The sequence below is a fragment of the Phaeovulum sp. genome (genome assembly GCF_041596715.1).
Taxonomy (GTDB): Bacteria; Pseudomonadota; Alphaproteobacteria; order Rhodobacterales; family Rhodobacteraceae; genus UBA6213.
This window is the reverse complement of sequence record NZ_JBFHIA010000055.1, coordinates 1-14,896: the sequence shown is the minus strand read 5'-3', so window position 1 is coordinate 14,896 and position 14,896 is coordinate 1. Positions and strand designations below refer to the sequence as shown.

9 protein-coding genes and 1 CRISPR repeat array are annotated in these 14,896 nt (G+C 61.2%); of the genes, 2 read left to right on the top strand and 7 right to left on the bottom strand.

The window, feature by feature from the left end:
• Both ABY403_RS05685 and ABY403_RS05680 read left to right on the top strand, forming a co-directional pair.
• The coding region (locus ABY403_RS05685) for a cytochrome c (RefSeq protein WP_372839751.1) at positions 1–618 on the top strand (618 nt) is incomplete at its 5' end.
• Between the two features lie 48 nt (positions 619–666).
• A complete protein-coding gene (locus tag ABY403_RS05680; protein WP_372839753.1) occupies positions 667–1,926 on the top strand; it encodes an FCSD flavin-binding domain-containing protein in 1,260 nt (419 codons plus the stop codon).
• 120 nt (positions 1,927–2,046) lie between these two features.
• Here the strand turns inward: ABY403_RS05680 and ABY403_RS05675 are convergent, their stop codons facing one another.
• The 7 genes from ABY403_RS05675 to ABY403_RS05645 form a co-directional block, all read right to left on the bottom strand.
• Positions 2,047–2,241: a hypothetical protein gene (locus ABY403_RS05675; RefSeq protein WP_372839749.1), complete on the bottom strand. Its 195-nt coding sequence runs from the start codon at positions 2,239–2,241 to the stop codon at positions 2,047–2,049.
• 14 nt (positions 2,242–2,255) lie between these two features.
• The gene (locus ABY403_RS05670) at positions 2,256–3,914 is read right to left on the bottom strand and encodes a cbb3-type cytochrome c oxidase subunit I (protein WP_372839747.1); all 1,659 of its coding nucleotides are present in this window, start codon (positions 3,912–3,914) and stop codon (positions 2,256–2,258) included.
• A 10-nt stretch (positions 3,915–3,924) separates the two neighbouring features.
• Positions 3,925–4,740: a hypothetical protein gene (locus ABY403_RS05665; RefSeq protein WP_372839746.1), complete on the bottom strand. Its 816-nt coding sequence runs from the start codon at positions 4,738–4,740 to the stop codon at positions 3,925–3,927.
• Positions 4,741–6,814: 2,074 nt separating this feature from the next.
• Positions 6,815–9,026: a CRISPR direct-repeat array (repeat unit 36 nt; unit sequence GTTGCCGCTGGACCGCGATTTCTGAATGGCTACACT).
• Positions 9,027–9,098: 72 nt separating this feature from the next.
• Positions 9,099–9,443 carry a CRISPR-associated endonuclease Cas2 gene (gene cas2, locus ABY403_RS05660; protein ID WP_372839744.1) on the bottom strand — a complete coding sequence of 115 codons (345 nt, stop codon included), beginning with the start codon at positions 9,441–9,443 and terminating at the stop codon, positions 9,099–9,101.
• Entirely contained in the window at positions 9,440–10,351 is a 912-nt protein-coding gene (gene cas1 / locus ABY403_RS05655) for a type II CRISPR-associated endonuclease Cas1 (protein WP_372839743.1), read from the bottom strand. Before cas1 ends, cas2 begins: the two co-directional genes overlap by 4 nt.
• 63 nt (positions 10,352–10,414) lie before the next feature.
• Complete coding sequence (cas9, locus tag ABY403_RS05650) at positions 10,415–13,627, bottom strand: type II CRISPR RNA-guided endonuclease Cas9 (protein WP_372839742.1); 3,213 nt, start codon at positions 13,625–13,627, stop codon at positions 10,415–10,417.
• A gap of 498 nt (positions 13,628–14,125) precedes the next feature.
• Positions 14,126–14,785: a hypothetical protein gene (locus tag ABY403_RS05645; protein ID WP_372839741.1), complete on the bottom strand. Its 660-nt coding sequence runs from the start codon at positions 14,783–14,785 to the stop codon at positions 14,126–14,128.
• Positions 14,786–14,896: the final 111 nt, after the last annotated feature.

Here is a 14,896-nt window from a genome sequence, read left to right as displayed (position 1 = left end):
TGCTGCGTCAAATTGCGCGTTGTCCGTCTGGGTGAGCTGCCGCATGCAACATTCGACCCTAAGGACAACGCGCCTATGAATGATTATCCTCTGACTATTTCGCATTGGCGTGCCGCCGTCGGGTACGGACTTTCGGCTTCGATGATCGGCCCACGGCTCAATGCGTCCAAGCTTTCTATGCTGACGTTCCTGGCTGCGACAGCCTTATCCTCTGCCGCAACGGCGCAATCTACTGCCACAGTAGTCCAACCCCAAATTGAAGCCCCGAGTTGCGCCGGGGTGCCGCTGTCCGCCTCGCCGGGTGCTGAATCGCCGCTGGTGGATCCCGCCAAAGATTTGCGAGGCGCCGTTGCCGCAGGCCAAGGCGACCGCGACTGGGGCGAGTATTTGGCGAGCGAATGCCTCACCTGCCATGGTCTGAACGCTGAGGCGAACGCCGACATCCCGCCGCTGGCCCGGCTTGCGCCAATGGATTTTGCCTCTGCGCTTGAAGAATACCGCCGGCATCTGCGCCCCGATTTAGGCATGCGGCTGGTGGCGGCACAGTTGACGCCCGATGAGGTGGCCGCCATTATCGCCTATTTCGCATCGCTGCCGCCCAGCCCCGCCACCCCGTAAGTCCCCTTACACCAGCCCGAGACACTCGCGCTTTTCACTTCAAGGAGCCTGACCATGAAACGCAGACATTTTATCGGGGCGGCGGTCGCCGGGGCAACGCTGATGTCGGCACCCATGTTGCGCGCGCAGGGGCGGCCGCGGGTGGTGGTGGTCGGCGGTGGCGCGGGCGGTGCCACCGTGGCGCGCTATCTCGCCAAGGATTCGGCCGGGGCGCTCGATGTGGTTCTGGTCGAACCGAACGAGGTTTACCATTCCTGCTTTTTCTCGAACCTGACACTGGCCGACCTGCGCACCCCCGAAAGTCTCGAACATCGCTATGACAAGCTGGCCCACCTCGGCATCACCGTGCTGCGCGACCGCGCAGTGGGCGTTGACCGCGCGCGGCGCGAAGTGGCACTGGGTGGGGGCGGCGTGCTGGCCTACGACCGGCTGGTGCTGGCGCCCGGCATCGACTTTGTTGCAGGGTCGGTAGCGGGCTGGTCCGAGGCCGATGCGGAGATCATCCCGCACGCCTACCGCGGTGGCGCGCAGGTGGCCTTGCTGCGTGCGCAATTGGGCGCAATGCGCCCGGGCGGCACCTTTGCGCTTGTCGCCCCGCCCAACCCCTACCGCTGCCCACCCGGCCCCTATGAGCGGGTGTCGATGGTGGCAAACCTGATGATGCGCATCAACCCAACCGCCAAGATTCTGGTGCTCGACCCCAAGTCCACCTTCTCGAAACAGGCGTTGTTTGAAGATGGCTGGGCGCGCCATTACCCCGGTATGATCGAGCGCATCGGCCCCGATGCGGGTGGCAACGCGGTTGAAGTGCGCCCAGCGGTAGGCGAAATCGTGGTGGCGGGGGCGGTCGTCAAGTTCGATGTCGCCAACATTATTCCCGCGCAAAAGGCCGGTGCCATTGCCGACGCGGCGGGCCTGACCGAGGGCGGCTGGGTGCCGGTCGAGCCGCTGGCGCTTGCCGCCAAGACCGACCCTTTGGTGCATGTGCTGGGCGATGCCGCAGCACAAGGCGACATGCCGAAATCCGGCTTCTCCGCCAACAGCCAGGCCAAGGTGGTCGCCAATGCGATCCGCGCTGAGCTGACCGGCTCGCGCGCCTTTCCGCCTCGCTATGCCAACACTTGCTGGTCGGCGATTGCGCCCGATGATGGCGTCAAGGTCGGCGCAACCTATACCGCGGGCGAGGGCAAGATTGCGGCTGGCGAAGGTTTCATCAGCCAGGTCGGCGAGGCGGCAGACCTGCGCGCCGCAACCTATGCCGAAAGTTTTGCGTGGTATAATGCGATCAGCGAAGACATCTTCGGCTGAGGCAATCGTGCAGCGACTAAAATCGTGGCCGCGGTGCAGGCGGGCAGGCGGGCCAGCGGCGGCGGAACGGGGACTATGGAGACTTGACGCCCGGCGCTTTCGCGCCGGGCATAGGTTTGCTCAGTCGTTTGTCGGCGAATGCGCTGCCCTTGCGCGGTGCCAAAGTAGCGTGGCGAGGCCCAAAAACAGGGCCGCGCCAAAGCCCCAGACGCGGGCGTAGCCGATCATGTCGCCCCAAGGCGCCAGCGCATAGACTAGCGCCAGCACCGCCCAGACCACCGCCACCGGCAGCACTAGCCAGAAATCTTCGTTCATTTGGTATCCTTTTCTCAATGACCCGCGCCGCCAGAAGCGGTCAGCGGCAGCGATTGCATCAGTTCGAAGCCGATCGTGGTGAAGCCATACATCGCCAGCACGATAACGAAGATCGCCAACGGCCCCACCCATGCCTTAGTGCCAGCCGGAATGGCTGCAGCACCCCAACCGAGACCGGAGTTAGGCAGCCCTACCGCGGTACCGACCCGGCGCGGCAAAAGCGCCACTGCGACTCCGGCAGCATAGACCGCCAGTGCGGCCGCCATCACACTGCCACCCACGCCCACAGTTGCCATCAGCGCCCCCCAAATCGCAGGCGCCTCGCCGCTGTAGCTGACATCCATCACCCGGCGCGGCACGCCCAGATAGCCCGCCGCCACTCCGGCACCACCAAAGAGCACGAGCCCTAGCGTGGCAAGCCACGGCATCCAGCGCAGCAGCCTCGGCCAGGCGATAGCCCGCCTACCAAGCCCCGGCAGCATCACCGAAAACGCCGCCAGCAAGGTAAAGCTGACAGTGCCAACGGTGAAAAAGTGGAAGTAGCCGGGCACGAAGAAGGTATCCGACAGAAGCGGCGCCAGTTCTGCCTGTATCAGCACGAAGGCCAGCGCCAGCCCCAACCCCATGTTCAGAACCGCCGCCCCCATCGCCGCCATGGCCGGGATGCGCCACGGCAGGTGCCCAAGCCAGCCAAACAGCCCGCGCGCACCATTGGCCCGCGCATGTACCTCCAACGAGGCAATGATGATGAGGAACGCGGTCAAAGTTGGAACCGAGACAAATAGCGACAGCATTGAGCCCACCACGCGCACCGTGGCAGGCAAATCGGGTTCGAGGAACATGTGATAAAGCGAGGTCGGCGGCACAAAGACCAGATAGGCCGAGAACACGATCTTCGAGAACCGCGCCCCAAACACTGACTTCACCCCGGTCAGCGCCTGCACCAGCACATACCACATCAACACCGTCGCCATCAGCGGCAGATAATGCAGGTTGTGGAACAGGATGTGCCAGTTGGTGCCCTGCGAGGTCGGAAACCCGCCCAGTCCAAGCGCCCAGAGCATGCCCGGAAGAAAGGCATGAATGGCCGCAAACCCGCTGACAATCAGAAACCCGGCCCAGACAAAGAGCGCGAAACCGGTGGCGCTCATCGGCTCGCGCGGGACATCGGGGCGTTTGCGCAGCAGCGTTGCAATGGGCGCCAGCGGCAGCACCATAAGCCCTAGGCCCAGCAGAACATAACCGCCGTTGAAGGCCAGCAGCGTTACGGGGTCTTCAGCCGCGAGCGCCGGGGTGCCATCGTACAAAAGCGGGGTGCCGGAACTGGCGGCATAAAGACTGACCAGAAACCCGCCGAGCATCGCTGCAAACCCTGCCACGGCGGCCGCGCGCAACGCGAGCCCCCGCCCATCTTCGATCGCGGCAAAGCCCAGCAGCAGTGCGGCCTGCGCCATGTAGAGCCAGAAGAAAAACACGTTGACGCCATGCAGCGTCAGCATTCGGTAGGCGGTTTCCGGCAACAGATCCAGAAAGCCCGCGCGCGCCAGTGCGGTGAAAACACCACCGGCAACGCCAATCGCCAGCGCCAGCAGCGCGATAGCAGAGATGGAGCGCAACAAATATCTGTCGGGCCCCGGAAGGGCGCCAAAGCGCCGTTTCACGATATCGATCATTTTGTTCCCCTCACACAACTTCGATGCGGGCTTGCATCAGATCATGCCCCTGCCCGCAGTAAAGCGAGCAATAGACCAGATGGTCGCCGGGTCGGTCGAACCGCATTTCCATTTCGGTGACCGTGCCGGGGCGCAGCCGCGCCATCCGGCTGCCACGGCCCAGTTCAATCGAGGCGCCATGCGGAATGTCGGCGGCCAGCATGCGGAACCGATAGGCCACGCCCGATTCGAGCCGCAGGTGCGCGGGTTCGAAATACCACCGTTCCGCCAGCAGATAGACCTCGACCGGCGCTGCGTGCGCGTCGCCGGTGGCATCGTCGTGCCCCGCACCGTGCGAGGCGGATGCCACAACCACCGTCGCGTTGCCGTGCTCCATCTTGGCCATATCCGGGGCAGCCTGGGCCTGCGCCTCGTTGGCCATGCCCGCGTGGATTGCCGACTGCACGCTTGCTTCTGCTTCCGTGGCCAGCGGCATTGCCGCCATGTCGTGGCCGCCGTGACCCGCATCGGGTGCCGCTTCATGCGCATCGCCGATGGCAACCGATTCGAGAGCACGCGGCTGCACGGCCCCGTCCGTCTGCGTGAATCGGTCGATAAAGTCGCCGTGCAGACGGCGGAATTCATCGACGACATCGGCTTCGGCGCCGACGCCCCCCCCGCCGCCATGTGCTCCTGCCGCGGCGGCCTCTGCCCCACGCGGCGCAAAAAGCGCAAGTGGGCCGGGCGCCGCGCCGTAGGCAACCCACAGCCCGTAAAGACTGACGCCGCCGAACCCCAGCGAGGAGACAAAGCCCCTGCGGGTAGTGAAATGTGGTGATTTCGTCATGTTTGTTTTCCTGAAGGGCGTAAATGCCGGCGGTGCCATGGGCCTGCCGCGCAGCGCTGAACTGGCCGGTCCCCGCCCGAACGCGCGAGGCGGATGACCGGTGTCTCAGTGACCTCACGCACGGATTCATCTCGAATCCGGCGCGCGGCCAAGGAGGTTTCAGGAATGGATCGGCGGGCGGCGCCCCGGTTCAGGTTCTTGCCCAGCCAGTATGATGCTGCCCGGCAGCGCACTTCTGGCCCTCGTTACGATTATTTCGACCAGCGCCACCCCACCAGTAACGATTACGCCCGGACCACATAGGGCGAGGCCGCAGGAGATCGGGCTGTGCTGGCTCGTCCGGTTGGTGTGCCCTTGGTTTGCGTCCGCCTCTGAGCAGGGCACACCGTGATCATGGCAGAGTGGCGCTGCCGCATGTGAACGCACTGCCCCGCCTTGAATGTCCTGCCCCTGCCAGTCTAACGCAGAAATGGTCAGCGCAATAAAAAGAACAAGCAAAAGCCAGACGGGGCGCCGCGAATGCGCCCGTTCCGGTCTGGCTACGGTCAATCTCAGCGCCATGTTTGCTTGAAAATTTCTGATTCGGTGCCGCGCCAAATAGCACGGCGTCTTCACACGGTAAACGGCGGAAGGCATCACGTTTAGTTCGGTAGTGGCTGCGGCGGTCAAATTGACAGACCAAGCGTGCCTCGCGCGGCGTCAATTTTGGGATCAACTTAATGCAGAGGGCCTTGGTCGAGCCCGTCATAAATACTTGCGGCGCCGAGAAGGAGTCGAGGGCAGAGGGACGTCAAAAGCTCCGTGCCCCAGAAGCGCACATGATCTCGGCGGTGCAAAGTCACGCCGATCGTCGGCTTCTAAAATACGAAGTCGTTCAGGAGGCTGCGCCAGAAATGGAGGGGGCGGCGCCGTGTCATCGCTAGCGCTAGCCACGCGGTAAATCCGGCATGCAGAAGCGACGCGATCCCCGGAACCTGTGCCCGCTTCCTACCCGCCGAAGCCGATGCGGTGGTACACGCCATCTCATCCAGCGCGAGTGCGATTACATTGATCGGCCCCAGAGCAGTGTCGGCGGTCGACTCGGTCGTGGCAGGAAGCACGCCCGACCCGAACACATCATTCAACGAGGTGATCGTGAAATTCGCGGCCGGGTTGCTCTTTTTGTTTCTGGCATTGTCAGAAATTGTGCCCCGCCAGATCACCGCTGTCGCAAAGAGCGTAATCGAGGTGCATGCGGCAGTCCAACCACATCCCCGAAATTCCGACTTGGTCTGGGCGAGGCCAGTCGGCGCGCCGTCATTCTGCGAAAGTCACGCCGAAGATGCGCCAGATCGTCCAAGCTTGACAGCGGCCAACACATTCGAATGGTGATGTTAGATCAGATCGATACGGCACAAACACCTACATTATCCGTCACCGTCACCGTCACTCGGATGTTGCGTCCTGACCCAGGCGATGCTTGACCGACCGCATCCGCTCGGTCTGCCAGGTCGACGTTGCTTGCGCGCCGCCATCCGAGTCAATCGCTTTCGGCAACGACCCACGCAGCCATGGGAAGCGGCATCATTAGCGACCAGAACCTGTGATATGGCCGCACACATGCTGCGACTGCCCCATTAGAACCAGGGGATTGCATGGGCAGGCATGTCGAAGTGAGTTCTTGCGTGGATTCAACGCGCTCGGTGTGGGGTGGATTCCGCTGGCTGGCTTCCGCCGAGGTGGCTTCCCCAAACTGGATTCCCTGGCTTCCGCAAAGAATCCACCACGCCGAATGCATGTTTAGCCAAGCCTTTGAAAGTGAATCACTATTTCCGAAGCCTCGCCGCAAGTGGATTCCAGGTGGATTCCCCGGTGAAGAAGCCAGTCGCTAGCGAAATGCTGCGCTGCGCCCCCCCGCATACGTTTGGGGAGGGGGAGGAACCAGAGGAGGGGGGGCGTCGAGGGTGGAGCAAAGCTGACGGTCAGGGAGAGATGCTTGATGTCGTGGAGGCTCCGGCTGCTGACTCTTCGTTCTCCCCGATAGCACACGGTCTCGATCTGCTGCTTGAAAGTGGATTTACCGTGCCTGCGGCGGGTCGCCGCTGGACCGCGATTTCTGAATGGCTACACTGATGATCTTACCCTGCGTCGGTTCAAGAAGTTGCCGCTGGACCGCGATTTCTGAATGGCTACACTCGCAACCGCGGATGGTCTGCGTGTGTGGCAGTTGCCGCTGGACCGCGATTTCTGAATGGCTACACTACGCTGCTTCTCCAATATCGCTGTGAGACAGTTGCCGCTGGACCGCGATTTCTGAATGGCTACACTCGGGCGCGCAGGCCATCGGCGCAGGGGCGCGTTGCCGCTGGACCGCGATTTCTGAATGGCTACACTCGGGGCAATCAAGTATGAGTTTAGGTCCAAGTTGCCGCTGGACCGCGATTTCTGAATGGCTACACTAACGCTTGCCGAGCGGTGGATGGTGTCAGCGTTGCCGCTGGACCGCGATTTCTGAATGGCTACACTCTCGCGCAGCAGCGTATGCGGGGCAGGCGTGTTGCCGCTGGACCGCGATTTCTGAATGGCTACACTTGGCGAGTTCATCGACGCCTATGTGGCCGAGTTGCCGCTGGACCGCGATTTCTGAATGGCTACACTGCGAAGAAGCGGCAAATGCCGATGGGGTGAGTTGCCGCTGGACCGCGATTTCTGAATGGCTACACTCGTAACCTACGACCAGAGCAGCCACGCCTAGTTGCCGCTGGACCGCGATTTCTGAATGGCTACACTGCACGCTGCCCGATCTAGTCGCGGCTTGGAGTTGCCGCTGGACCGCGATTTCTGAATGGCTACACTCGCCGCGTAGGGCTTGCCGTCGCGGCGATAGTTGCCGCTGGACCGCGATTTCTGAATGGCTACACTTAGGCCGAGCATGGTTTCGACCGGCTTGGAGTTGCCGCTGGACCGCGATTTCTGAATGGCTACACTAGTATGTGATAACGCCAAGCGGTCACTTCAGTTGCCGCTGGACCGCGATTTCTGAATGGCTACACTTCATCCTAGCCCGCGAGTTCGTGGACGGGTGTTGCCGCTGGACCGCGATTTCTGAATGGCTACACTCGTGACATACGACCAGACCAGCCACGCTTAGTTGCCGCTGGACCGCGATTTCTGAATGGCTACACTGAAAACTGCTCGGCGCTCTGCGATCACGAAGTTGCCGCTGGACCGCGATTTCTGAATGGCTACACTCGAGGCGGAAATCACGGCGCGGGCCAATTAGTTGCCGCTGGACCGCGATTTCTGAATGGCTACACTCAACACGCGGCACCCAAATGACATCCTGCCGTTGCCGCTGGACCGCGATTTCTGAATGGCTACACTCCACGCCGCACCAATAGGCGGCACCCGGCAGTTGCCGCTGGACCGCGATTTCTGAATGGCTACACTCGGCGGATGTGCAACGACAGCACACCCACCGTTGCCGCTGGACCGCGATTTCTGAATGGCTACACTCGCGTGGGGCTACCACCGCCCGATGGTTGAGTTGCCGCTGGACCGCGATTTCTGAATGGCTACACTCGCCATGAGCCCGACGCACGATGCGTTTGCGTTGCCGCTGGACCGCGATTTCTGAATGGCTACACTAACAGCGTTTCAATGTGCGTTGCCGTGTTTGTTGCCGCTGGACCGCGATTTCTGAATGGCTACACTTCGCGCTCCATATCGCCGCGCAGCTCTTCCGTTGCCGCTGGACCGCGATTTCTGAATGGCTACACTAATAATCGGCCCAATGTGAAAGCACATCACGTTGCCGCTGGACCGCGATTTCTGAATGGCTACACTATGCGGCACAAGATCTTGCCAAAGCCTATGGTTGCCGCTGGACCGCGATTTCTGAATGGCTACACTCACGGCATCAACCAGTGTGCGGCCCATTGTGTTGCCGCTGGACCGCGATTTCTGAATGGCTACACTGTCGCTCTACAATATCGACGCGCGCAAATGGTTGCCGCTGGACCGCGATTTCTGAATGGCTACACTTCAAAGGCCGGGCGCAGGGTCGCGGGCCATGTTGCCGCTGGACCGCGATTTCTGAATGGCTACACTCTGAGAAGTTCCGAAACTACTGGATCGCCAGTTGCCGCTGGACCGCGATTTCTGAATGGCTACACTGCGCGCCCACCCCTCCCCACCGCCTGATTAGTTGCCGCTGGACCGCGATTTCTGAATGGCTACACTGGATACTGACGCGCCACGCGGAAGCGATGGTTGCCGCTGGACCGCGATTTCTGAATGGCTACACTAGACCCGCCGCAACGCCTTGCAATAGCAGGGAAAAGTGGCGGGCGGAGGGAGGTTGAAATCCTCGAATCGCATTAGAACAGCACCAGTTGCGACGGATTTTGTGAAGTGCGTCTTCGACCTTGATCCGAAAAGTGGACGACGTCGCGGTATTGGCGGTCAGTCATGGATAGAATCTGGACATCGCCATGGGCGGGCAGCGCATGCTCAATGCGGCGGATTCGGGCTTCAAAGGCCTCTTTGCCGTTGATCAAACGCGCATAGATCGAAAATTGGCTGCGCTCGAACCCCTCATCCAGCAGGAAATGGCGAAAATCGCCCGCTGCCTTGCGTTGCGGTTTAGTGCTGGTCGGCAGGTCGAACATGACAAGGATCCACATCAGACGATACCCGCTGAGATAGGTTGCTGGGCCGCTCATGAACCAAGACCCGCGAGGGTGAGGGGAGCGGGCGGTTTGGGCAAAGCCAGCGACAAACGCCGGACCTCGAAGCTTTGCGCCAGCGAATGGGAGAGGCGCAAAAGCGCGACCGAAACGGGGCTCGTCTCACCAGCCAGCGGCAGGTCCAGCGCGATCAGGTCGGCCATGCGGCGCTTGGCTTCCGGAGTAACCTCCGGGCCGACCTTGGCAGCGATGGCACGAGCGGTCAGATCGACCAACGGGCGGAACGGTTCCATCAAGTCATCGGCCAGAGCAAAGGCATTGGCTCGGTTCGAATGGAACAGTCCGATGGTCGGGTGCAGCCCGGCGGCGGCCACGGCGCGGGCGGTTGCCGCGCGCAGCACAGTATAGCCGTAATTCAGCAGAGCGTTAATGTCAGGCAGGTCTGAATCGCGGCGGAAGGCTTTGCCCATCATCATCGGCCAGTAATGCCGCGCCGCTTGCGCCTCAGCATTGCTGCTGTCGCCCGATTGGACACTGCGCGCAATATGGTCTAGCGGGGCGGAGGGCTGTCCGATGGCGGCAAGAGCGGCAGCTTGCATGCGAATCTTGGCGGTGACCACCTGCTTCCATGCCTGTTTGATCAACGGCTGCGATGCATCCCACTGCGCTCGCATCCGGGCGTTTTGTTGGTGGTGGCCTTGCAATGAACACAAGATCGCCCTGGGCTGATGGTTTGCTGCGCAAAGCACTACTGGCACGCCACGATCAGCAAGTTCGACCAGCAGTGAATTGCTCCAAGTTAAGCCATGGGAATGTACGATGACAGCGGTGACCTGGTCAAATGCGATGCGACCCAAGACTCTGCCCTCGGCTTCGACTTTCAGAAAACCCCGGTCGCGCGAAAGATGGCGCCCGTCTTGGCTGATATCGATAATCTGATCCACTGGAGTAACTCGGTACAGCAATCCGAAATTGTTAACGCGTTGGGCGATTCGGACCAAAGGGATTTAGTGTTTGCAGGGACCAGAGTCGCGGATTCGGCCCATTTCATCCACGATCACACGGCGGGCACTGGAGTTGATGAGTGTTTTGGCACTAAGTCGGATGAAGACATCTTCTTTATCCTTGCGGTAACGCTGATCGGCATTGCCTTCGTTGTGAGGCACCAACGTGATGCCCCCATTGGAGTCAAACTTGGCAACGACAGCGATCACGGGCCCGATCTTTTGGCTATCAAGCTTGACCATGTCATCCTTGTATAACCGCATCAGCCTTTTGGCCGCGGGATGAGGCTTGACCGTCTGGCCCTGATGCGCCGCGAATGTGGAAACGACATGATGGGTAAGCGTACCATCCGGCAAGCGCCAGACCTCGTAGCACTGATTGCTGTCGCCCTTGTATCCCTTGTAGGCGCGCCCCGTGCGATCCTTGATGCGGATCACTTCCACCGGCTCTATTAGTCGCACCCGGCGGATGCCGCGATAAGGGCCGTGCTGGGCGCGGAAGGCATCGACGGCGGCCATAAAGTCCCTACCTTCTTTGCCCTTGGTCACAGCGGTCAGCCAGCGCGCTAGATGTGGATCGCGGATCTTGTCGATCATTGCGGGGGTCAGTGTGTCGATGGGTTTGCGGTTTACGACCAGCGGTACCTTGTTCAGCATCATATCTGTCAGCCCATAGGCGGTATCGTTGTGCAACTGCCCCGAGGTAGTATCGCGGCCTTGCTGGCGCGCTGTGGGGTCGATGGTGCCATGATTGCCTCGATGGCTGACTGTGGTGCGCTCCAGCTGCGCTTTGAGGTCATTGCGCAGGTCGGGCCAAGGTGGGGGGATGGTGCCGGCGAGATCTTCCAGTCCGTTCTCGACGTTGGCTTTGGCCATGTCAGCAATGCGTTTGACCACTGCATGATCGGTGGCGCCTATGACAGCAGCGTCGATCATATGATGGCGATGGTCGAGCCGGTTCTTGACCTTGGCTGTGCCCTTATGCGCATCTGGCAACAGGCTGTTGAGGCCCCAATGCCGCCGCAAAAGCTCGGTCAACTTGCCTGCCACCACCCAGATCGGTCGGCGCCCCGCCTGCAGGGCATCGGCATAGAGGCATTCCAGATATTCTCGCGCCAGCCGCGACAAGTACTGCGTATCGACCAGCGCACGCGCAGTGAAATCGCGCTCACCCTCATAGCGCAGCATGGCATCGGGAGCGAAACGCCAGGCCTTGGCAGCCGGCAGATTTTTCAGATTGGCCTCGATGGCGGTCCATTTCGGCGTATTGCCCCAGGTCTCCCATGGCGTGAGGTTGCGTTTTTCGCGATTTGCGGACTTGAGGCAGATCACGCGGTTGCTGAAACTGTCATCCAGTGTGCGCGAATAGGGCAGGATGTGGTCAATGTCGCAACTGCCGTCAAACAGCATTGAGGCGCTAATTTGTGCTCCGGTATAGGGACAAAATCGGTGTAGCACATCCGCCCCACTTTCCTCCCAAACCCGCAAGATGGCACGGTTGCGGCCATTGTCGTCGATCTTCAGATCCTCGATCAGCTTGGCGCTGCGGCTTTCCGCCGCCCGCTGGTTCTGCGCGTTCACCTTTGCCAGATCGCGCTTCTGATCCTCGCTCATCTTGAGATCGCGGGCCAGTTCTACAACCATTTCATGGGGGCGGCCCCATACCTTGATCACCTTGTTCACCAGCCGCCTCACCTGTCCCAGACCGATATGCACGGTTGGGTTGGAAATGCGTCCAAAGCGAAGGATTTCGTTATCTTCTGGTCGGCCGGTGCCGGGCAGCACATGGCGATCCAGCACCTGGCCATAATAGGGCAGACTGTCGAGTAACTCGCCGGTTCCGAGGCGCGAATGATCCCAACCACAGGCCGCCACAGCCTCGTTATAGGTAGGCACCTCTTGATCGGCCGTGCCGTCGATCAGCACCGTCAGAACGGCCCGAGTCGCGGTTTCGCCAAGGCGGCCAATGCCTTCGGGCAAAGGAGCATTGGCAATAGCGCGGGCGCGATCCCGGTCAACCCCGTAGCGACCCATGATCCAGTCGACCAACGCAGCGCCATCTTGATCCTCGCGCAAGCGCTGGATCAGCTCCCATTGGCTCTCTACGCTCAGGGCCGACCATTGCGGCCCAAAGCGCCCCTCGTAGGCCAAGCTCATCCGCACCGGATCGCACGCGATGGCCTCCCGGTTCGCAGTCTCTAGCGAAAACGCCTCGTCGGGGCGAAGCTTCAACAGTTTCGCGATGGCGGGGAGCGTCAGCACATTCTTAGCCGGTACGGCAAGGATCTTTCGGTTGTTCAGTGCGTGTACGATCTGGTCGCGTTGATCGCGGCTCAGGCGGCGCTTGGGTTGGCCTGGGGCGGCAATGCGCAGCATGTTGACGGTTTCATACAGGGTACGTTGCTGCGTCAAAGGGTGCGCTTTGGCAAGGCGCGGCTCGTCAAGAAACAGGCAGCGCCCGACAGTAGGGGTCTTCAGCGGGCGCTGATGGAAAATCGTTTGGAATAGTAGATCCTCCATGGCTGGCGTCAGTTCGGGGTTGTAACTCGCCTGCACCGCCCACAGCTTGTGAAACTCATTCTCCAAATGATGACGGTCGGGGTAAAAGTCATAGCCCGGTTGTTCCTTCCCATCCGCGCCCGTGAAATGCGGGTTAATCCGGGTGCGCACGGCAAGGGTGGCGCGCGGATCGGTCGCCGCCGCGCGGCGTTTGTGCAGAAACTCGCCATAGGTCCGTACGCCCGCCGCCATCATCGCCTGATCCAGCCGGGCCGAGGCTTCGGCGATCAGCCCGCCCTCATTGTTGCCCTTATCGGTGCGGCGGTTTGATTTGAAGCCGCGCCGCTGGTTCAGGTGAAACAGGGCCCGGCCCAGAAGCACGGGTGGCAAAGGATGATCGAGGCCGCGCGAGCGCAATTCGTAGGGATCCAGTGCCGCTAACTGCGCAGCCGCTTCCGGACTGGCGGGCATCAGACCAATCGCGGCTAACCGCTTCATCAGCGCTGCCCGCCGTCGCAAATACCTGTCCCGCCGCCGCCGCATCCCCCGAGCGGTGCGCCGCCCGACCGCCAGTGACTGCCCGGTTTTTGCCATACGCCCATCGCCGAAAATCCGTGTCCCGCCGTCGAGAATGGCGGCTGGCTGGTCGTTCACCAGTTCATACAGAATCCAGCCGATTGAGGTCGTGCCGATGTCGAGGGCAAGGCGAGTGAGCATATGGGCCTGTTGAAATACTGGGCAAGAACGCATTTTGATTGAATGTGCGACAGGCCCGCGTAGTTTTCAAGCGTTTTAAGCGCCAAGTTAAAACCCGCACGATTCAAAAAATCTCTTGACGCGGCCGTTGTTCTGCAGTTTTTTTGTGTGTATTCAGAAATCGCGGTCGAGCGGTTAACAAGCTCGACAGAGCACCATATAGAAGCACGGGCCGCGGCCCGTGTTTCCATTTATAGGCCTTGGTTGGTGGCGAGGTGACTTGATAGTTCGCTGTCTATGCCAGCTCGCAGTGGTATTCTAATGCGGGTTGATGAACGTGACAGCGGTTTTCTTCGCGGGATACTTACTGAGCGCATCTTGCCAGAGTGTCATTGCTGACCGATTGTGACGGCTAATCGAATGGCCGCTTTTGATCATATGCCGCATTTGCATCAGTCCGCGATTCGCTCCGGGGCGGAACACAACGATGCGAGGAACGTGTTTTCTTACCCAGATATGTCATTTGTACCCGCATCCCCAGGGCCGCATCTTGGGCATCGCTTCTGTCACCTCCACTTCCCGCAGCATACCGCTCGCTAGCAACCCATCCCGCACCCAGCCCAGTGCCTGCCACCAGTCCACATAGCCGCGCCGCGCGGATGCAATCTGCTCGGGATGCGGCCGCCAGGTGACCGGGCAAGCCAAGACCTCGACGGTGCGCCAGCGCCCGCGATGCAGCACCCGCTCGGTGCCAACCACGATCGTCGTGGACCGCTCGCCATGCTGATTGCGCTTGACCTCAACCGGCACGCAGCGCGGCACAACACCTGGCATCCAGTCCGGCGTTAGCCCAGCGCGGGCCAGTTCCGCCACACGGATCGCCATGCGCTTGCCGCCGAGGCTATCGGGCATGCCAGCAACGCAGGCGGCCACGACCTCGGCATCTGGGTGGGTGTAGCTGCCCATCTTGTGCTGTCCGCCATCGATCTTGCAGCCGAGCGCCGCGCGTTGCAGCAGAACGTATTCGAGACCAAACCCGAAGCCTTCCTCGGTTACGTCTTTCGGCACGGGCAGTTCCAGCTGTGCCTTTTCCACCCGAAACGCCCACTCCAAGATTGCTTGTACGCCCAGCGCGCGCTTTGGCCGCCCGCCGCGCGGGATTGGTTTTTGCAGGGTCATCGCACACCTCGCATCCGGAGCCGTTCTTGGGTGACGAGGCCGCGCGCCAGCAGGCTGTTGCGGATGGTGTTGGAGATCATGTTGGCGGGCAGGAAGCCGTCGGAGTTCACC

Excerpts from the sequence above, each read along its gene's own strand:
- cas9 (WP_372839742.1), bottom strand. The coding sequence starts at position 13,627 with ATGCTCACTCGCCTTGCCCTCGACATCGGCACGACCTCAATCGGCTGG.
- ABY403_RS05665 (WP_372839746.1), bottom strand. The coding sequence starts at position 4,740 with ATGACGAAATCACCACATTTCACTACCCGCAGGGGCTTTGTCTCCTCG.
- cas2 (WP_372839744.1), bottom strand. The coding sequence starts at position 9,443 with ATGAGCGGCCCAGCAACCTATCTCAGCGGGTATCGTCTGATGTGGATC.
- ABY403_RS05645 (WP_372839741.1), bottom strand. The coding sequence starts at position 14,785 with ATGACCCTGCAAAAACCAATCCCGCGCGGCGGGCGGCCAAAGCGCGCG.
- ABY403_RS05670 (WP_372839747.1), bottom strand. The coding sequence starts at position 3,914 with ATGATCGATATCGTGAAACGGCGCTTTGGCGCCCTTCCGGGGCCCGAC.
- ABY403_RS05675 (WP_372839749.1), bottom strand. The coding sequence starts at position 2,241 with ATGAACGAAGATTTCTGGCTAGTGCTGCCGGTGGCGGTGGTCTGGGCG.